The sequence below is a fragment of the Nitratiruptor sp. YY08-10 genome, from assembly GCF_016629565.1.
Taxonomy (GTDB): domain Bacteria; phylum Campylobacterota; class Campylobacteria; order Campylobacterales; family Nitratiruptoraceae; genus Nitratiruptor.
Map to the genome: position 1 here is coordinate 1,218,457 of NZ_AP023057.1, position 19,587 is coordinate 1,238,043.

General features: G+C 38.8%; 21 protein-coding genes and 2 tRNA genes. 8 read left to right on the forward strand and 15 right to left on the reverse strand.

From position 1 onward, the window contains the following. Genes hemH through glyS form a run of 3 tightly spaced genes read right to left on the reverse strand, consistent with a single transcriptional unit; the run spans nt 1 to nt 3,985 of the window. A complete protein-coding gene (hemH, locus tag JG735_RS06515) occupies nt 1-930 on the reverse strand; it encodes a ferrochelatase (RefSeq protein ID WP_201334273.1) in 930 nt (309 codons plus the stop codon). Continuing rightward, nucleotides 927-1,955 carry an FAD-binding oxidoreductase gene (locus JG735_RS06520; protein ID WP_201334274.1) on the reverse strand — a complete coding sequence of 343 codons (1,029 nt, stop codon included), beginning with the start codon at nt 1,953-1,955 and terminating at the stop codon, nt 927-929. Before JG735_RS06520 ends, hemH begins: the two co-directional genes overlap by 4 nt. After that, nucleotides 1,955-3,985 carry a glycine--tRNA ligase subunit beta gene (gene glyS / locus JG735_RS06525; RefSeq protein WP_236584243.1) on the reverse strand — a complete coding sequence of 677 codons (2,031 nt, stop codon included), beginning with the start codon at nt 3,983-3,985 and terminating at the stop codon, nt 1,955-1,957. Before glyS ends, JG735_RS06520 begins: the two co-directional genes overlap by 1 nt. A gap of 170 nt (nt 3,986-4,155) precedes the next feature. On the opposite strand from glyS, the gene JG735_RS06530 reads away from it, so the two are divergent. Continuing rightward, a complete protein-coding gene (locus JG735_RS06530; RefSeq protein ID WP_201334276.1) occupies nt 4,156-4,674 on the forward strand; it encodes a metal-dependent hydrolase in 519 nt (172 codons plus the stop codon). Here the strand turns inward: JG735_RS06530 and JG735_RS06535 are convergent. Genes JG735_RS06535 through JG735_RS06555 form a run of 5 tightly spaced genes read right to left on the reverse strand, consistent with a single transcriptional unit; the run spans nt 4,655 to nt 8,690 of the window. Beyond that, nucleotides 4,655-5,125 (reverse strand): tRNA (cytidine(34)-2'-O)-methyltransferase, encoded by a 471-nt coding sequence (locus tag JG735_RS06535; protein WP_201334277.1) that lies wholly within the window; start codon nt 5,123-5,125, stop codon nt 4,655-4,657. The genes JG735_RS06530 and JG735_RS06535 overlap by 20 nt on opposite strands. Continuing rightward, complete coding sequence (gene purU, locus JG735_RS06540) at nt 5,125-5,961, reverse strand: formyltetrahydrofolate deformylase (protein WP_201334278.1); 837 nt, start codon at nt 5,959-5,961, stop codon at nt 5,125-5,127. Before purU ends, JG735_RS06535 begins: the two co-directional genes overlap by 1 nt. Continuing rightward, nucleotides 5,958-7,136: a CCA tRNA nucleotidyltransferase gene (locus tag JG735_RS06545; protein WP_201334279.1), complete on the reverse strand. Its 1,179-nt coding sequence runs from the start codon at nt 7,134-7,136 to the stop codon at nt 5,958-5,960. Before JG735_RS06545 ends, purU begins: the two co-directional genes overlap by 4 nt. Then, a complete protein-coding gene (gene leuB / locus JG735_RS06550; protein WP_201334280.1) occupies nt 7,120-8,190 on the reverse strand; it encodes a 3-isopropylmalate dehydrogenase in 1,071 nt (356 codons plus the stop codon). Before leuB ends, JG735_RS06545 begins: the two co-directional genes overlap by 17 nt. Beyond that, the gene (locus tag JG735_RS06555; RefSeq protein ID WP_201334281.1) at nt 8,187-8,690 is read right to left on the reverse strand and encodes a 3-isopropylmalate dehydratase small subunit; all 504 of its coding nucleotides are present in this window, start codon (nt 8,688-8,690) and stop codon (nt 8,187-8,189) included. Before JG735_RS06555 ends, leuB begins: the two co-directional genes overlap by 4 nt. A gap of 178 nt (nt 8,691-8,868) precedes the next feature. On the opposite strand from JG735_RS06555, the gene JG735_RS09905 reads away from it, so the two are divergent. From JG735_RS09905 to JG735_RS06570, 3 genes are all read left to right on the forward strand, one after another. Then, entirely contained in the window at nt 8,869-10,014 is a 1,146-nt protein-coding gene (locus JG735_RS09905) for a methyl-accepting chemotaxis protein (RefSeq protein WP_201334282.1), read from the forward strand. 55 nt (nt 10,015-10,069) lie between these two features. Further along, nucleotides 10,070-10,144 (forward strand) — tRNA-Gln (locus JG735_RS06565). A gap of 7 nt (nt 10,145-10,151) precedes the next feature. Next, nucleotides 10,152-10,228: transfer RNA gene (locus JG735_RS06570), tRNA-Met, on the forward strand. Nucleotides 10,229-10,518: 290 nt separating this feature from the next. Here the strand turns inward: JG735_RS06570 and JG735_RS06575 are convergent. Further along, on the reverse strand, nt 10,519-10,950 hold the full coding sequence (locus JG735_RS06575; protein WP_201334283.1) for a hypothetical protein: 432 nt from the start codon (nt 10,948-10,950) through the stop codon (nt 10,519-10,521). A gap of 226 nt (nt 10,951-11,176) precedes the next feature. Between JG735_RS06575 and JG735_RS06580 the strand changes: the two genes are divergently transcribed. After that, a complete protein-coding gene (locus tag JG735_RS06580; RefSeq protein ID WP_201334284.1) occupies nt 11,177-12,010 on the forward strand; it encodes a DUF2231 domain-containing protein in 834 nt (277 codons plus the stop codon). A 9-nt stretch (nt 12,011-12,019) separates the two neighbouring features. Here the strand turns inward: JG735_RS06580 and dapE are convergent, their stop codons facing one another. From dapE to JG735_RS06595, 3 genes are read right to left on the reverse strand one after another with little or no spacing between them, the layout of a single operon-like run. Next, nucleotides 12,020-13,114, reverse strand: coding sequence for a succinyl-diaminopimelate desuccinylase (gene dapE / locus JG735_RS06585; RefSeq protein WP_201334285.1), 1,095 nt, complete (start codon nt 13,112-13,114; stop codon nt 12,020-12,022). After that, the gene (locus JG735_RS06590; protein WP_201334286.1) at nt 13,101-13,652 is read right to left on the reverse strand and encodes a YqiA/YcfP family alpha/beta fold hydrolase; all 552 of its coding nucleotides are present in this window, start codon (nt 13,650-13,652) and stop codon (nt 13,101-13,103) included. The genes dapE and JG735_RS06590 overlap by 14 nt, the downstream gene beginning before the upstream one ends. After that, nucleotides 13,652-13,993, reverse strand: a complete 342-nt coding sequence (locus tag JG735_RS06595; RefSeq protein WP_201334287.1) for a hypothetical protein — start codon at nt 13,991-13,993, stop codon at nt 13,652-13,654. The genes JG735_RS06590 and JG735_RS06595 overlap by 1 nt, the downstream gene beginning before the upstream one ends. A 41-nt stretch (nt 13,994-14,034) precedes the next feature. Between JG735_RS06595 and JG735_RS06600 the strand changes: the two genes are divergently transcribed. Both JG735_RS06600 and JG735_RS06605 read left to right on the forward strand, forming a co-directional pair. After that, entirely contained in the window at nt 14,035-14,226 is a 192-nt protein-coding gene (locus JG735_RS06600) for a hypothetical protein (protein WP_201334288.1), read from the forward strand. After that, on the forward strand, nt 14,219-15,307 hold the full coding sequence (locus JG735_RS06605) for a multiheme c-type cytochrome (protein WP_201334289.1): 1,089 nt from the start codon (nt 14,219-14,221) through the stop codon (nt 15,305-15,307). Before JG735_RS06600 ends, JG735_RS06605 begins: the two co-directional genes overlap by 8 nt. A 12-nt stretch (nt 15,308-15,319) precedes the next feature. Here JG735_RS06605 and JG735_RS06610 read toward each other — a convergent pair whose 3' ends face one another. Continuing rightward, on the reverse strand, nt 15,320-15,649 hold the full coding sequence (locus JG735_RS06610; RefSeq protein WP_201334290.1) for a co-chaperone YbbN: 330 nt from the start codon (nt 15,647-15,649) through the stop codon (nt 15,320-15,322). Further along, nucleotides 15,627-17,807, reverse strand: coding sequence for an IGHMBP2 family helicase (locus JG735_RS06615; RefSeq protein WP_201334291.1), 2,181 nt, complete (start codon nt 17,805-17,807; stop codon nt 15,627-15,629). The genes JG735_RS06610 and JG735_RS06615 overlap by 23 nt, the downstream gene beginning before the upstream one ends. Before the next feature lie 47 nt (nt 17,808-17,854). Here JG735_RS06615 and JG735_RS06620 point away from each other — a divergent pair, with 47 nt between their 5' ends. Then, nucleotides 17,855-18,592, forward strand: a complete 738-nt coding sequence (locus tag JG735_RS06620) for an EI24 domain-containing protein (protein ID WP_201334292.1) — start codon at nt 17,855-17,857, stop codon at nt 18,590-18,592. Here JG735_RS06620 and galE read toward each other — a convergent pair. Further along, complete coding sequence (gene galE, locus JG735_RS06625) at nt 18,585-19,580, reverse strand: UDP-glucose 4-epimerase GalE (RefSeq protein ID WP_201335736.1); 996 nt, start codon at nt 19,578-19,580, stop codon at nt 18,585-18,587. The two genes, JG735_RS06620 and galE, sit on opposite strands and share 8 nt — an antisense overlap. Between the last annotated feature and the right edge of the window lie 7 nt (nt 19,581-19,587).

The window sequence follows — 19,587 nt, forward strand, 5'->3', positions numbered from 1 at the left end:
TTACATCCTTTGATAAATATCTACTAAAGCCTCCACAAAAAGATCGCTATCATTGACACACTGGGCAACTCTATACTCTTTGATACCAAGCACTTTTGCTATCTCTTTATATTCGATATGGAGTTCAAACTCTGTTTCACTGTTGTCGAGGGTAAAAGAGATCGGATAAACAAGAACTTTTTTCCCTTTCATCTCTTTAAGCTTTTCATCGAGTCCAGGCTCTAACCATTTTACAGGTCCGAGTTTGGATTGAAATGCAAGATGATAATCTGAAAATCTATTTCCAAGCATCGAAGATAAAATCTTTACATGTTCTTGCACCTCTTGCAAATAGGGATCACCCTTTTCGATGATTTTTTGGGGCAGTGAATGGGCACTAAAAATAAGTTCATACTCATTTGCATCCTCACCATCCAAAGCCTCTTCAATTTTATCTATTATCGCTTGGTTATAAACTCTATTTTCATAAAATTTTGTTATATCGTGAAATCTGGCATGAAATCCTAGCCCTTTTGCCGTGTTGTAAAAATCTTCCAGACTCGATTTTGTAGTAGTTGTAGAATAATGAGGATAAAGCGGTATCAAAAAAACCTCATGTACATTATGATACATAAGCTCTTTTATCGCTTCTTTTGCAAATGGAGGGGTATAGCGCATCGCTTTAGTTACATATACATTAGGTAAACGTTTTTGCAGTTTTTCTATCAATCTATCGGTATAGTAATTAAGTGGACTCTTTCCACCAAGTTTTTCATAGTTGCTTTTTGCTTCTTTTTTTCTACTTTGCGTAATCATATACGCGACAAATTTTCTTAGAAGATCATTTCGAATCGGTAAAATATTTTGGTCATTGAACATATTTTTTAAAAAAAGCTCTACCTCATCTAAATTGTTTGGACCACCCATATTGAGTAAAACTATCGCTTTCATCTCTTTCCTTTTTTCAAGTAGCGTATGAAATATCGATCCACATCAAGTTCCCAAGGAATGGGACAGTTTCCGATCAAATGATCACTCAGTATTTTAGCCACAAAGGGACCAAAAACAAAACCTCTGCCACCAAGACCATTGATAATATAGATACCTTTGCGTGGCATTTGAGATAGATCCAATCTTTTAAAATTGGTTATACGGGGTACTTTTTTTGTATCAATCAATTCCCCAATGATTGGGAGATGATCGTTGACGCTACTGCGTATGCCGCAATACATCTGTTCAATTTCATAGGAAAACTCTCCTACTACTTTTTTCGCCTCATCAAACAAAAAAGATGGGGGTTGAGGCTTGGATGGAGATTCAAGCCTTTGATGCGTTGCCCCAATTGCAACGATACCATCGATATTGGCCGAGACTGAAACCTTTTGATGGATCGAATATGGTAAAGCTAGCTTGGTGCGAACATCGAATCGCACGCCACTTGTTTTCCCAATCGTTACATAGGGCTCATCGATCAGCTGATCCCATGCCCCGGTAGCCAAGATAACCTTTTTTGCTTGCAAAGCGCCGACTTGGAAAAAATCTCCTTTTTTCTCAATTGATGCTTCAAAAAAAAATGTATCGATATTATGTAAAAGGTGTTCTAAATAAGGTTTTGCTTTAAGTATACCGGCTTTTGGAAAGAAAAAGCCATTTGCTTTTTTCTCATATTCAATATCTAAATAGCGCTCTAATCCTTCAAATGTCTCATTTTCCTTAGGAAGTCTTAGAAGTCCAGTTTGATAAAAATAGCGTGATTGTTCATATCGTTTTACAGTAAACCGAAAAGCCTCATTTGTCCATCGCTGAATAGGACCACCTTTGCCAATGCGAGGCGTGATAAACGCCCCTGCAGCACCACTGCCCCCGGCAGCTATATCGCTTTGCTCTACAACTGCAACTTTTACACCAGCTTTTTTTAAAAAATAGGCAGTATGTGCGCCGGCACTCCCCGCCCCTATGATAAGAAAATCGTACATTACACGCTGATCTCTTTAATGTCAGCTATCTCTTTAAAAGCTTTATAGATTGAGGCAATCAGATTTTTTCTGTTTTGACGCAAACGTTCATCTTCAGCATTGACCAAAACATTGTCAAAGAAAAGATCGATATCATGCTTGAGGCCAAAAAGTGCATCTAAACGGGATTCATAATCTGGATATGATTTTTCGTATACTTCTTGAAACCGATCCCAAAGCCTTTTTTCATAATCGCTTTCAAAAAGATTTTCATCTACTGGAGTCTCTTTTGATACATCCACATCTTTGACAATGTTCGCAACTCTCTTGAAAGTGGTAAAAATATCTTTAAAATCGCTGCTTTCTACAATTGCGGCCAATGCTTTAATTTTCTTGTCTATTTGAACAAGATCTCTTTCACCACTCTCAATAACTGCTTTGATCACAGATGGATTGACATCATAAAATTGATTAATCCGCTCAATAAAGAAGTTTTCTAACTTTTTCGTATCAAAATCTTTGTACTCACTCTTAATCTCATCAAAAATCTTTGAAATATCAAAATCAAGATTATAGGCTAACACAATTCGAATCACGCCATTTGCTGCACGTCGCAATCCAAAAGGATCTCTTGATCCTGTTGGAATTTTTCCTACACTAAATAGAGCCATCAACGTATCAAGTTTTTTTGATAAAGCAACGATCGCACTAAAAAGCGTTGAAGGAAGCTCACTCTCTTCCCCGCTCGGCAGGTACTGCTCTTTGATAGCAAGCGCTACCACTTCATCTTCACCCTGCGCGAGAGCGTAGTAATAGCCCATAATCCCTTGAAGCTCTGTAAATTCATAGACCATTTCTGTAAGCAGATCTGCGTAACTGAGCATGATAGCACGTTCCAATAGTGCCTTTGTAACACCTGGTTCGCTAAAAAGCGCATTATAGTGTTCTAAAAGATGGTTAGCAATTTTGAGTTCACGTACCTCTTTATCAAAAAGTGTTCCAAGCCCATCCATAAACACTACATTTTCAAGCTCTTCGAAATTGAGTCCTTTTTTGAGATCATTTTCCCAAAAAAAGAGGGCATCGGAAAGTCTGGCTTTTAGTACCCGCTCGTTTCCTTTAACAATCAGCGAAAAATCATCTGTATAGGCATTGCTAACAAAAACGAATCCATTTTGCAATTTCCCCTCTTTATACACAGGGAAATAGCGCTGATGCTCTTTCATACTGGTTACGATAACCTCAGGAGGAAGTTGCAAAAACTTCTCTTCAAAACTTCCTTTCAAAGCCGTCGGAAACTCTGTGATAGCAACAACCTCAGCAAGAAGGTTTTCATCTTTTTCTATAACAACTCCCTCTTTCTCAATATTTGCAAATTCTGCATCTATCTTTTCATATCGAGCCTCAGGAAAGAGAAGCACACCGCCATTCTTCAGCTTCTCAAAATACTCTTTTGCATTCGCCACTTGGACCGGTTCAGTAGATACGCTTCTATGCAAATAGGTATAGTTGGCGGTAGTAATGCCAAAAAGTTCAGCTTTGATAAAACTTTCACCAAGATTGATAATCCCCCACCGAATAGGTCTAATAAAAGAATCTTTCAAATTTCCCCATCGCATAGATTTGCCAAAATCGAGGGATTTGAGCCACTCATAGACCATCCCTGGAAGTATTTCGACAGATGGCTTACCAGCTATCTCTTTTTTATAATATAAAATCTCAGTTGAACCACGTTTTGTTGTTGACAACTCTTCCACACGTACACCGCATTTTCTCGCAAAACCGGTTGCAGCAAGCGTCGGCTGACCATCTTTAAAAGCTATGTGAAGCGGGGCTCCAAAAAATTCCTGATAGGTAGTATCTTGTTTCGTTTTAAAATTTCGATGCCACAAAACCAATCTTCTTGGAGTATAGAAAAATTCAAATTCACATAAAAGACCATTGGCTTCGAGGATCTTTTCCCATTTTTTCTCAATATTTGGAAGCTCTTTCAAAAAAGGAATTGCAGGAAGCTCTTCGACGCCTATTTCGATCAGTAAAGGCTCTGTCATCATCACCCTTTTTTAGCTGCTATTGTATACTAAATTAGTTTTCATCTCGCTTATGATGCCCCTTTTGATGATGATAACCCACAATAAGCCATATCATAAAAAGAACAAACGCCACTGTCATGATACCATCTACAATCTCTTTCATAGATCCCCTTTGTTATAATGTCGCCATGACGTATAAAACCCATATCGCATTTGCCGAATCGGTAGCGGTACCACCAATACTGGTATTGTACACACAAAATGCAATTTCCTATTTTGACTTACAAAATTTCATTATAGCCGTTGCTGTAGCGGCACTTTTGCCAGATCTAGATCATTTACACTCATACATTTCCAAAAAGATACCTATTCTACCGTTTATTATCACGCTGTTTGCAAAGCATAGAGGATTCACACACTCTCTCAAAGGAATAATTTCTGTCTATATTCTGACGATGCTTGCATTCATACCTCATATCATACCTCTTAGCATTGCTGCAGGCATCATGATTGGATACCCTTTACATATTTTGGGAGATGCCATGACAACTCGAGGTATCAGCAACTTTTGTTGCGGTAAAAAACTTCTTATTCTTCCAAAACCCCTTCGCTTCTCCACAGGGTCATTCAAAGAGCATCTCTATTTTCTTTTTTTCTCAGGACTCATAGGTTTAGAAATTTGGTTGATTAATCCATCTCTTTTGTAAACGCTTCAAAATTTTGCCGTATCCCTTCATATACGACAATGCCGACACTCACTGCTAAATTCAGACTTCGTCCCTCTTTTGTCATCGGGATAGTTACTGCATGCTCCCAATGTTTTTCCAAGAGTTCCATCGGTAAACCCTTTGTTTCATTCCCAAAAAAAAGAAAATCTCCCGGTTGGTATTTGACTTGAAAATAGGGCTTACTACTTTTTGTGGTTGCAAAAAATGCTCTTGAAAGATTACAATTGTGCAATAACTTATCAAGAGAATCCCACACCTTCAACTCAAGCTTGTCCCAGTAATCAAGTCCAGCTCTTTTCACTGCTTTTTCGCTAATATCAAACCCAAGGGGTTTGACAAGATGCAAAGTTGAACCTGTATTGACACAAAGCCTTCCGATATTACCAGTATTGGGTGGAATTTGCGGATGGACAAGAACAATATTGAACATTAAAAAATAACCGTTTTATTGGCATAAACAAAGATTCGATCTTCCACAGCCAACTTCAATGCCCTTGCCAAAACAATCTTCTCGATATCACGTCCGGCTTTTCGCATCTCCTGCCAGCTGAACGTGTGATCGACTGGCAACACATCTTGTGCGATAATCGGCCCTTCATCCAAATTGTCATTGACAAAATGAGCAGTTGCTCCAATAATCTTCACCCCCCTATCATATGCCTGCTTATATGGATTTGCTCCAATAAACGCAGGTAAGAATGAATGGTGAATATTGATGATTTTATTTTCATACTTTTTGACAAAATCCGGCGTTAAAATTCGCATATATTTGGCCAAGACAATATAGTCAATATGTTCAAACATCTCCAAAAGAGACAAAATTTTCTCTTCATGTTCGCTTCGAGACAGATCCCCATGGGGAACATGAAAATAGTCTATTCCAAACTTTTCTACTAAAGGACGCAAAAGATCATAGTTACTGATGACCGCCACGATATCTATAGGAAGTTCTCCATCAAAATGTCGGATAAGAATATCTCCCAAAACATGGCTTTCCTTCGTGGCCATCAGAACAACTTTCTTTTTTCTCGGAGTAATGACTCTTACATTGGACTCTTCTGGCAAAGCCTCTAGCAAAAGTCGCAACAGCTCTTCTCTTTCAATCTTTCCTTTTACCACACTTCGCATGAAAAATTTATTGTTTTCAATATCCACAAATTCGTCATTTTTTTCAATATTCAAATCATTCTCATAAAAGATTTTTGAGATATGAAAAACAAGTCCCTTTTGATCTTTACAATCGATTAAAACGCGATACGTTTTCATTTGGCAAACCTTTGTCTGATTATTTGAAGCGTCCGCTTACGCAGCTCTTTTCCTAGTTCAGCCCCAAAAAAACCTTCTTGCATCAACTCTTTTGCCTGCACTGGCTGAAACTTTTCTTCCCAAATACCAAACTTTTTTGCCCGTATTGTAACATCTTGTTTGTAATTCCCAAGCCAGTTTTTGATAGGATAGTTGGTGGCAAGTCCTGCAAGGAAACGATCACTGCGATATGTTGGAATAGCTTTTTGCTTTTTAAAAGCTTTATAATATTCTTTCGGTGTTTGTAAAACCTCTAAAAAGCGAAAAACATTTTTATGAAGTCTCATACTCAAAATATACAAAAATTCAAATTTATATAGATGCTCTTGAAAGTATATTCTGTTTCTCATCATTTCTTTGGCAATTTGAAAAAAATTTTTTCTTGAAATTCGCAATCCAAACAGTTTTTGATCAATATTCAAGGCAGTAAACGCATAAAGACCAAAATGTAAGAATGAAGCTTTAAACATCTTTTCAAATTCCCAAAAAATACGCTCATGACTCAGATCATCCAAAGCAATTTCTCGCATCACTTCGCAGCTTCTTTTCTCAATTTTATATTTAAATCTGGCACTAAACTGCATGGCCCTAAGCACTCGCAAACTATCTTCTTTGAATTTCTCTTCATCGATAATAGAAATACGCTTGTGCGCTATATCTTCAATCCCACCCCAAAAATCGAGCAGTTCACCAGTAAAGATATTAAGCATCAGCGCATTCATTTTAAAATCTCTTCGAATACTGGCACTCTTTTCATCTTTGGCCAGTTCCACAGCAAATGCTTTATGGCCTTTGCCAATTTTTGATTCGATTCGAGGCAATGAAAGATCGATATTTTCTTTATATTTATAAACAAAAAAGCTCTTTCCGACCCCTTTTGCACCAAGCTCATGCATCAATGCATCAAACTCTTTTGGTTTGATACCGTATACTTCAATATCAAGGTCAATTATGTCAATAGGTTGCTTTTCTAAAACGATTCGGATCAAATCTCGAACAGCTCCACCCACCATATAGACGCGAGTTGTTTTTTCTTGGAAAAAGATTCTTAGTTTTTGAAGTTCTGATTGTAAATCTTCAGGAAGAAGAGTAAAAAGCTCGGGGTAGTATCCCCGATGTTTAAAGTTCACTTGCATATTGAGCAATAAGTGAACCCATCTCGCTGGTTGTGATTACCTCTTTGGCATCAAATGAGGCAATATCTTTTGTTCTATATCCCTCTTTTAAAACCTTTTTGATAGCATTTTCTATGCGATTGGCAGCATCTATCTCCCCAAACTGATACCTTAGCATCATCGCTGCACTGGCAATCGTAGCAATCGGATTTGCTATGCCTTGTCCTGCGATATCCGGTGCACTTCCGTGAATAGGCTCATAAAGCCCATACTGTTCACCTATACTTGCACTTGGAAGCAGTCCGATAGAACCGCTGAGCATACTCGCTTCATCGCTCAAAATATCTCCAAAGATATTACCGGTCAAAATAACATCAAACTGCTTTGGATCTCGAATGAGCTGCATTGCTGCATTGTCCACATACATATGTTCAACAACGACTTCTGGATACTCTTTTGCTACTTCATTCACTGTATCTCTCCAAAGCTGACTTACTTCAAGCACATTTGCTTTATCAACAGAAGTCACCTTCTTTTTTCGTTTCATTGCAATTTCAAAGGCTTTTTTAGCAATTCTTTTTACCTCTGCTTTCGTATAGACCATCGTGTTGTAGGCTCGATCTTCTTCAAGGGCTCTTGGCTGGCCAAAATAGATTCCGCCAATTAGTTCACGAACAACCATAAGATCGGTGCCTTTTATCACTTCTGGTTTTAAAGTTGATGCGTTTACCAGTTCATCATATACCGTTACAGGTCGTAAGTTTGCAAACACTTCCAAGGCTTTTCGAAGTTTGAGTAGTCCAGTTTCTGGGCGCTTATCTCTTGGCAATTCATCCCATTTTGGTCCTCCAATTGCGCCAAAAAGCACTGCATCGCACGATTTTGCTATCTCTATAGTTTCCGTTGGAATAGGTTCTCCTGTTACATCGATAGCAGCACCACCAAGAAGAGCCTCTTTATACGTGATCTCAAACCCCTCTTTCACACTGACAGCATCTAAAACTTTCACCGCTTCATCGATGATTTCTGGTCCAATTCCGTCCCCTTTAATAAGGGCTACTTTGTATTTTCTCATTTGTTTTCCTCCAAAATTTGCGCTTTGGCATAATTCATGAGTCCTCCACAAGCCAAAAGCTCTTGCATAAACGGAGGAATGGGAGCAAATTTATACTCAACATGTTTATTGAGATCTTTAATCACACCTTTCTCCATGTCGATAGAGATAAGATCCCCTTCATTGATTTTATCCGTCTCACTTAGCTCAAATATTGGTAGCCCCATATTGAATGCATTTCGATAAAAGATTCGTGCAAAACTTTTTGCGACCACAGCTGCGACACCCGCGGCTTTCAGTGCGATAGGAGCGTGCTCTCGACTACTTCCGCATCCAAAGTTTTCTCCTGCGACAATAATATCTCCAGGTTGTAACTTCTTCACAAAATCTGGATCCGCATCCTCCATCACATGTTTTGCAAGCTCGTGAGGATCTGATGTATTAAGGTAGCGTGCAGCAATTATCAGGTCGGTGTCGATATTGTCTCCAAACTTCCAGACCTTTCCGGTAATCATATTCATCAAAGCTCCTCAATAAATTTTTGCTGATTTTATCAAAAAAGATTTCCAAAAAGCAAAAAGCATACAAATCAAATATCATATTTATAAAAAAAAATTGAATAAAATATTCTAATTTATGTTACAATAGTCCAAAATTAATAAAACAAATTATTTATTATTTAATGTAAAAGGTGCCGGAATGTTACGATCTTTGTTTCTGCGCATGCGTCTTGTACATTGGATTGGAATTGCGTTGCTGATTACCAATGCTCTTTTTTTCACACCTAATATAATCGGTAAAATTATACAATTTCTCATTGCTTTCGTTATTTTACTCCATGATTTAGATGAGAAATTCAACGGAGTTGAGCCTGCTAAAAAAATGATAACTTTTTTGTCTGAACTCAAACTTGGATCCACTCTCAATTTCTCACTCCCCTTTTCCCTTGAATTCGACCAGATGAAAAATTTAATCAATAATTTTGTTCAAAAACTCTCCAAACTTCTTGACATTGAGACGATTGTCAAAAAAAGTGAAGACCTAACGTTAAAGATAGAAAATCTTGTTCAATCAGTCGAAACTAATACAACCTCTATGGAAGAGAACTTTACAAAAATGACTGAAAAAATCAAATTTACTAAAAAAGAAAGTGACAACAATTTGGAATTTTCCAAACAGATTCAAACTACTCTTGATCATTCCATCGACAATATCCTTACCACAAAGGAGAGTTTAGAAAATCTCAACGAAAAAATTGACAAATCAAGCAAAAAACAGCTTAATGCCAGTCATAAACTCGAATCTTTATCCAAACAAACTAATGAAATCAAAGAAGTTTTAAAAATAATAGCTGATATTGCCGATCATACAAATCTTCTTGCACTCAATGCTTCCATTGAAGCAGCCCGAGTAGGTGAGCAAGGCAAAGGATTTGCCGTGGTTGCAGATGAAGTCAGAAAATTAGCTGAACATACCCAAAAGAATTTGGAAGATATCAACAGAACAATCAATTCCATCGTTCAATCTATTTTCAGTACAACAAAAGAGATTGAAGCTATCGCGAATGACTCGATTAATATTGTTCAAACTTCCAAAGTTGTAGAAGAACACCTTGATAACCTTGAAAAGAGTATTGCAACTATAGTATCTATGAGTGCCAATGATATCCAAAATTCTGAACTTATAGAAAAAACGCTTGACGAAATAACACAAATTTCAACAACAATCAAGGAAGAAATGAAAATGAACACAGAGTCTTTCTATCAAATGTTGAACTATTTTCAAGATCTCAATGGCGATATTCATCAAATTAAAAACAATCTGTTGCAAATCAAAGCTAAATAGCTGGTCAAATCTTGACAATTTTTAAGTTGCATATTATAATTTCGCCTGAATTTATTGGGGTGTCGCCAAGCGGTAAGGCAGCGGGTTTTGGTCCCGCCATTCGGGGGTTCGAATCCTCCCACCCCAGCCACTTCTGTCGCGGAGTAGAGCAGCCTGGTAGCTCGTCGGGCTCATAACCCGAAGGTCGCAGGTTCAAATCCTGCCTCCGCAACCAAATCCCCTAACAATCTTTATTTATTCGATCATATTCATCATGAGTGAGTATGTGACGCAATTCATATATTTCTTCAATAACAGTAAGTAAAATCCGATATTGCGTATTTAATACTCTTACTGAATATCGATATTTATCTTTTTTGCAATTTTTTATAATGAAGCCTATAATCCGTTGGATCATTTTGTAAAATTGATAAAGTTTCTTCTATGAGTTTTTTTAATTGGGGATTTTTTTGAATAAGCTTTTTATAATCTCTTTTATATCTGGTGGAAAAAAGAAATTTTAAATTAAACAGCCTTTTTCAATGTAAATATATCTCTATATGACTCTAAAGTACTGATTCTATCATCGATTTGTAGTGTAAGAGTATATAAGTCATCCACAATATCATAGAGTCTTTTGAAATATTTATCTATGCTCTTTTTATTTTCCAAATATTTTAAAAGATTAAACAAGTTTTCTTTTGAAGTATCAATATACGAATAAAACTCTTCTAAATTTACATCATCTATAATTGAAAAATCCTCTTTTGCTATATAATCATCCAAATTATTTAGTATTTTTTGCATATCGTTTTTATTATTGATTAATTGAAAAATCAACGAATCCATTATCTTTTCATATACAACTTTTTTCGTTTGAAAATATGAATCTTTTAATGCATCTAAGACATTTAAATACAGATCAGTAAAATTTGATGGAAAATAGATAACACTCATAACAAACTCCTATAAAATACTTTACTTAGATTATATCACATAAGGTCTATATATTTATTTCTCTTATAATATTATCCAGGAATCCTATGCTAGAAAATCAGAGGTTCAAATCCTGCCTCCGCAACCAAAATCCCCACAATTTTGCCACAATTCATCCTTTTCGATTAAACTTTCTTCAAATTTCATTATGATACAATCTTTGCAAAACACCATATAAGGATAAAGCATGGGACCAGTCGAACTGCTCAACTCGATAAAACTTCCTTTTGAAATACCACTGTTGTTGCACCCACCGATCGTGCATTTTGCCATAGCAATCCCGGTTATTGTATTGCTGCTTGAAATCGCAAATCTCATTGTCAAACGAAAATGCGTAGGTGTGATTTCATCTTTACTTCTGTTATTGGCAACGCTCATCTATTTTGCAGCCTTTTTTACGGGAAAAACAGACGGATCAGAAGCGTATGCCTTGCTTTCGCACGATGGACAAGCTGAACTCAAAGAGCATAAACTTCTGGGACTTTATCTGGTATACGGAATTTCTTTACTTTTTATCCTAAAATTGATCATTGCTGCCATTAACAACAAAATCGCCAAAATTGTCTTCACGCTTCTTGTCGCGATATTTGTAGGTTTTGCTTTGAAACAGGGAAAAGATGGCGGTGAGCTTGTTTACAAATATGGCGCAAATGTTCAAGCTGTCAGTACTATGGATGACAAGATCATGGAACTTGAAGATGAGCTTGATAGCTGTAAAAGTGAGCTCAAAAAAGCCAAAGAGACAAAACCCGCTCCTGCACAGTCAACAACAACTGTACCAAAAGCTGAAGAAAATGCACCTGAACAAACTGAACCGGTAGAACAAAAGGAGACAGCATCGACTCCTGCAGAACCAAAGGCAGCAGCACCGGCACCAACAACGCAAAGTGAACCCTCAACAATTGAAGAAAAAGCGCAAGAGGCACTCAAACAGATCAAAGGTGAGATCGAAAAAACAACTGAAGAAAACAGTACAGAGAATGCACAAGAAAATAACACAACTGAGCATGAGGGACATTGATCCCTCTTGTTAAAAACTTCGTATCACTTCTTTAAAAACAAGATACAGCTTTTCTACTTCTTCTTTTGAAGTTCTCTCATTTGGCGCATGGATCGTATCGTTTTTCACACCAAACTCAATCGTTTTTACACCATATTCAGCGAAAAATCTTGCATCGCTTGTCCCGCCGGCAGTAGAGTGTTTTGGAGTTAATCCGGTTACTTTTTTGATCGCCTGATCGATCACTTGTACTACTTTTGAATGGGGATCAGTTAAAAACGGTTTTGCACTTTGACTGAGCTTCAATGTGTAATTCATCCCGTCAAAATATCGATGCACAAAACGTTCCACGTCTTGCATCGTTATTTTTGTATTGTTTCGTACATTGAACATCATCTTCAGTCTGCCGGGTGTCACGTTTGTCACTTCCATCCCGGCTCTGATATCGGTAATGACAAATTTGCTTGGCGCAAAATACTCATCGCCACTGTCAAGATCAACCCCAGCCATTTTTGGTAAAACTTGAGCCACTTTGTGGATTGGATTGACCGCTTTTTCAGGGTAAGCTGCATGACCTTGCTTTCCTATCTTTTCTATCACTCCATTGATCGAACCTCTACGTCCAATCTTTATCGCATCACCAAAACGTTCCTCACATGTTGGCTCAGCGACGATTGTATATTCAGGAATCATTTGCATTCGATCAAGCTCTTCCAAAGCATATTTCGTACCCCACTTCGCCTCACCCTCTTCATCACTTGTTAACAGCAACGAAAGGGTACCATGAAACGCCGTTGCCTCTTTGACTGCCTGTACAAAAGCGGCAACACCACTTTTCATATCCTGCGCGCCTCGTGCATAGATAAAACCATCTTTTTCTAACGGTTCAAATGGATCACTCTCCCAACCATCCCCTGGCGGAACCACATCTACGTGGCCTGCAAAACAGAGATGCTCCCCTTCGCCAAACTTTTTGTATAAAAAGAGATTTTTCACGCCATGTTTATTGAACCACAAAGCATGAAAGTCTGAAAGATATTCTCTAATAAACTCTAGACTCCCAGCATCATCAGGAGTGATGCTGGGAAAAGAGAGCAGCTTTTTAAATAGCTCAATGACTTCCATTTCCCTCCCTAAATCGTTTTATCATACATAAATAATCTTCTATATTTTCAAAACGGTGGTTGCCTCCATATTCTACTATTCGACGCTGATTTGCATATTTTTTTAACGCAACACGATAATCCAACACCTCATCACCCGTTTGCAGTAAAACCAAAAAGAGGTGCTTTTTGAGATTATTCGTATCGTAGTTGAAAAGCTCTTTTATATACTCCTCTTTCCATTCAAACATATCTTCATCGCAAAATCGCTCCTGCCATCCAATGTATGGCTTTAATGTCTCAAAAGGTCTCGTTGATGGATTGATCAAAACCGCTTTGATGACATACTTTTGTGCTAGATATGTAGCGTAGTATCCTCCTAAGGAAGATCCTACTAAAAGATCCACTTCATTTGATTGGATAATTTTTTCAAGGTTATGTATCGCTTTGGATGGCGATGGAGGAAGATCTGGCGCCAACACATCACCAAAATAGCTTTGTAAGCCCCTTGATTTATTTCCCCAACCGCAACTTTTGAATCCGTGTATATACAAAATCATCAAGGATGCTCATAAAAAAGGTATTGAGTGGAGTAGTCGCTAAATTCAAAATAGATCTTTTTGCGTTTCTCCTCTTTTTGCAAAATCCCATCTAAATTTGCATCAAGATAACCGTAGCCATATCGGTAAGGTCTTGGACGACTGTCGTCTGTTCCATAGGCAGTGGAGATTTTATCGATATGCATAATTCTTTTTACCACTTTCCCCCCGCTGTATATCTCAAGTACCCCATTTGTTCCCGTCCAGTTGACGATAGCGCGTCCGAGCTTGTTTTGCGTCTCCTGAGTACAGCCGGTCAAGAAAAATGCTATAATTGGCACCAAGAGCAAGAGCTTTTTCATTCGTTGTCCTTTTTCTTTGAATTATAGCAAAAAGGAGTTGCATGGGTAGTTGGACCTGTTCTCACCAAATCGGGGAATATTGTGATCTTTTGAAAAAGCCGTGCGATCCGGGAGACAAAGGGTGTGTGCTGTATGGAAAAGCGCTTTTTAGCAATCCCCAGACACCGAGTAACGAAGCGTTGAAACGAAGAGAAGAGATCGCCAAAAAACGGAAGGAGCGTGGATATGAATAGAGTATGGTTGTTAGTGGCTACGGCTTGCGCCCTTTTTGCTTCCCATTTCGCACCAAACAGTGCCTGTAAAGAGTGCCATCCGTTGATTTACAAAGAGTATCAAACCAGTCAACATGCCAATGCCACGATCTTTAAAGATCCTATCCACGCTGCAGTCTGGAAGAAAAATCCACTGCACAAAAAAGGGGCCTACAAATGTGCCAAATGTCACACTCCAGCTGCGAAAAATTTCAAACAGCTCATTCAGCCAAACGGGATTGGCCCTGATCCAAAAGATCCAACACAAAATGACGCAGTAGCCTGCGCGTACTGCCACCGAATTAAAGCGATCAAAGAGGATCTCAAAACGAATCACAATATCATCAGCAAAACACCAAAAAAATATTTTGGCACAAGAAAAGATCACATCAAATCACCGTTTCATGAAATCGACACATCCAATAAACGTTTCTTGCAAGGAAACGTCTGTATGGGATGCCACTCTCACAAACGAAACAAATTTGGTCTCAACGTCTGCTCAACCAATCCTCACAGGGAGATAGAAAACGCCAACTGCGTCAGCTGCCATATGCCAAAAATAGCAGGAAGTGTCTCAACACTTAAAAAAAGAAAAACACACGCATTCCACGGATTTGCAGGAGCTCATTCACATAACAAAATGCTTGCACAATATGTGGATATCGAGTTTTTACCACATCTCAAAGGTTTTGAAATCGCCATCAACTCTAAACTTCCTCATGACCTTTTACTTCATCCGGCACGAGTAGCCTTTGTAAAAACAGTCGTAAAAAGAGATAAAAAAACAGTATTTCAAAAAACAGAGATCCTTGTTCGCATTTTGGGAAAAGACGGCAAACCAACACCACCGTGGCTAGCACAAGAGGTAGTCAAAGACACGATGCTCAAAGCAAATGAAAAAAAAGTCTTCAAATATGGCTTTGCGCTCAAAAAAGCAGACAAAGTCATCGTAATCCTTGGATACAGGCTGGTGAAACCACCACTTGCCAAAAAACTTGGAATCAAAGCTCCTGAAGCAACAAAACCGATCATTTTCAAAAAAGCGGTCTTTACAGTGAAGTAGGCTCAGCCTTCTTCACGAAAAATAAAGATCATACACCTTTTGCACCTTTTCTTGCATACGCTGCAAACTCACATTGCGTCCCTCACGCAAAAACTCCTTTCCATCAAAAAAGAGCAGCATTGCCGGAGCTGAAAAGATATTGAATGTACCAGAAATTTCAGGAATTTCGGCAACATTTACCTCTACCAAAACAACTTTTGGAAATTTTTGGGAAAAAAGCTCTTTCACTTTCTCTTTCAATACATCACAAACATTACAGTTTGGCGCACTGATGTACAAAAGCACGGCTTCATTTGACTTGATGGCGTTTTGTACTTCCTCAATTCGTTGCAGTCTCTTCATCGCTCTCCTCCCATTCAACATATTTACCCTCTTTTTTTACATACTCCAAAAAAGCTTTATAAGTTTCATCGTGTATCAAAGTTGAGGCATCCCCTATGCAGATAAGTTTTCGTTTAGCCCTTGTGATCGCGACATTAAGACGCCTGAGATCTTTTAAAAAGCCTATTTTCCCATCTTCGTTGGATCGAACAAAACTGATGATAATCACCTCTTTTTCTCTGCCTTGAAAGCCATCGACTGTTTTGACTTCAATAATACGCTCATCTGTTTCCACAAGTTTCTTGATCCTTTTTACCTGTGCCGCATAAGGAGAGATAATGCCGATATCTTTAGGCTCCATCCCCATCGCCAAAAGCTCTTCACTCAATACACTAACGATTTTTGCCTCTTTTTCATTCTCATAGCTGGTACTGCGCTGGGCCAACATCTCTTTGGCTTCCACTCCTTTTGTATCCACAAATACCAAAGGCTCGCAACCCAGTATGGCTTCGGACCTTTTAGGCTCTTTTAGCTCAAAATCACAAATGGTGTGGCGTTTGACACTTGCATCGGCTATCAGTTTTCCCTCATAAAACTGCTCATTGCTAAAATGCATAATCTTTTCATGCATTCTGTACTGTATTCGAAGCATAGAAGCATTTTTTGGATTTTGGTCAATCAACTTTTCAAACAAAGACTCTTTCAGCTCTTTTGAGTCACTCACAACAGTTGGTGGAAGCTGCTTGTGATCTCCGGCTATAATAAATCGATTGGCATGCATAATGGGAATCAAGGTAGATGGGATGATCTGCTGACTTCCTTCATCGATCACCGCCACATCGAAATGAAAATTTTTGAGCATATCGGACATGATCATCCCATTGGTCGAAAGAACCACGTCTGCATTTTCGATAATGTTTTTATAGACCTGTTCCTCTTCAAACCGCAAGTTTTTGATAAGCGAATCGATCTTTCGATCTAGTTTTATCCATTTGGCCATAGACTGCATCGTCGCTACACTGACTCCTCGCATGCTTTTGCCTCTTGCTGCCAATGTCATGATGCGATCATGACTCATTCCTCTCGCTCTTGCCTGGGTTGGTTTGGAGTGTTGTTCTCGCTCTTTTACCAACACTCCTATCTCTTCCCACCCCTTTTTTATCGCCTCGGCTTCCAGACTCTTTTCATACTTTGCATGGATGCTGAACTCTTCCAACTCATACAGGATCCTAGCTGGATGGCCGATACGGACAAGGCTGACGTCGTATCTGGCAAGGCGCTGCAGCATATTGTCAACGGCTGTATTGGAATCCGCCGTAGCTAAAACTTTGTTGCCCCGCTTTACCTCTTGCAAAATAAGTTCGATCAAAGTTGACGTTTTTCCTGTTCCAGGAGGTCCATGGACCAAAAAAACTTCACTTCCCAAAGCCTTTTGCACTGCCTCACTTTGTGAATCGTTAAGTTTTGTCACTGCTTGAAAACTCTGCTCTTTTGGCTCTTTTAGCTCCCATATGCCAAGAGCGTAATTTCGCATGCGACGCTGCACACCAGTAGCATGCTGCAAAATATGAAGATTTTCTTCCATCCTTTTAAATGTTACATCATTGATATACAGATCGATTCGAATGCCATCTCCATGAACCCACTTTGGAGGTTTCTCTTCAAACGCTACTGTGATAAAGTTTTTTCTTACTTCACTCACCGTACCAGTCACATCACTTTTAAGAGGCTCTCCCCGTGAAATAAGAACGATATCACCAGAACTGATCTCCGTATCGATAATACGGCTTCTTCCAAATTTGACAAAATAGAGATTGAGCCGACTTGGCTCTTTGGAGCCTTTTAATCCCAAAATCGCTCTGCCGTAGATTTCTCGCTCAACCCCGCTTAATGCCTTTATCTCCCCTATAGTCGCTTCGATCTCCGCTCTTCTTTCAGTATTGATCAAATAGCGGTACCGCTCGCAAAACTCATAAATCTCTTTGATCTCAGCTTCTTCATCGCGTGAAGGAAAAAGGGATTTATCCAGCCTCTTTTTGACCCGTTTTTTTAGGCACAGCAGCGTTTTACCGTTTGCATAGTAGCTCTTTTTGATATCGGAAAGCTTGATGCCTATCTTTTTCAAAGCTTTTTGCAGGTCACTCCCACTCAAAACTTTTGGTACAATGAAACAGCTCAATGAGCCTCCTTGATTTTTAAACGCATTTTAGTACAAAGGAAAAGAATATGCAAAAATCTGTCTTTGTAGCCGGATGGGAAGATTTTATGACAAAAAAATTTTTGGCTATCACTTTCGTTCCGTTTATTCTGACACTGATGCTTTTCGCAGCTCTTTTTTATGGCGGTGGACAGGAAATCCTTCACATGCTTGAACAGCTTGCACAAAGTCCTGAAGCCATTAAGGATCCTGCCATCGCATTGTTTGCAAAAGAGCATCCTATCCTTGCATGGCTTGCAAGCAATTCCGTGACACACTTTGTCATAGCCACTCTGTTAACCGTACTTGGAGCGCTTTTTGTCATTTTGCTCTCCACTGCCACCGCTACGATCATCATGGGATTTTTTACCCCATATATCATTAAAGAGATTCATAAACGTCACTACAGCTATATCGATCTTGGCAAAGGACTCACAATCTTTGAATATATGATCCTGATGGCAAAGATCATTGTAAAAAGTATCGGACTCTTTTTGCTCTCTTTTGTGCTCTACTTCATACCGCTGTTCAACGCTATTGCACTCAATATCCCTTTTTACTATCTTTTTCACTCTTTTTTGAGTCTCGATGTGGGAGGAGAGATCATGAGCAAAGAGGAGTTAGAAAATCTTGTGAAAAAGTATCAATTCAAGATCATGGGAACAACAGGAGTACTCTATCTCATCACCCTCGTACCGATGGCGGGTATGATGCTGCAGGTCTATTTTGTCAGCGTCATGGCACACCTATTCTTTCGGCTCAAGTGAGCTTCTTCTCCCACTCAAGCGCCGTTTTACAGATAAGCTCCAGATCATCGTATTTTGGTTTCCATCCCATTTTTTGTTGAATTTTTTGGGAATTTGCTATAAGTATGGCTGGATCTCCAGCTCTTCTGCCAGTAATTTCCACCGGAAAATCAACGCCGCTCACTTTTTTCATCATCTCGATCACCTCTTTGACACTGTATCCTCTGCCATAGCCTACATTAAAAACGTCGCTTTTCTCTTTATCCAAATACTCTAAAGCATCAAGATGTGCTTGTGACAAATCATCTACATGAATATAGTCACGTATACACGATCCATCAGGAGTTGGATAGTCATCTCCGAAAATATACATCTTTTCTCGTTTTCCAAGCGCAGCTTCAGCAGCCACTTTGATCAAATGCGTAGCATCTTTGGTAGACTGCCCGATTTTTCCCTCGATATCAGCTCCGGCAACATTGAAATAGCGCAGAGCCACATATTTGAAATCACTGTAAGCATTCGCAGTATCTTTTAAAATTTGCTCGCTCATCAGTTTACTTTGGCCGTAAGGATTGATAGGATATGTGGGAGCCTCTTCCTTGATTCCACCCATCGGTACGCATTCTGGCTCTCCATAGACTGCAGCTGTAGAAGAGAAGATAAACTTTTTCACTCCGTTTTCCATAGCTTCTTGTATTAAATTGGCGGTATTTGCGGTATTATTTAGATAATATTTCAAAGGGTTTTCTACAGACTCTGGAACAATGAGAGCTGCTGCAAAATGGATGATGGCATCAAACCTGTTTTTTTGCATAAATATATGTAAAGCATCCCAATCAGATAGATCAAGCCTTTCAAAAACAAAATCGCCATAGTGCTGTTTCAAGCGATCAATCGTCTCTTGAAAGCCTGTCGAGAGATTGTCTATGACGGTAACTTCATATTTTCCTTTTTTTAGCAGCTCTTTGACTACATGTGAGCCTATATACCCTGCACCGCCAGTTAGTATTTTTGCA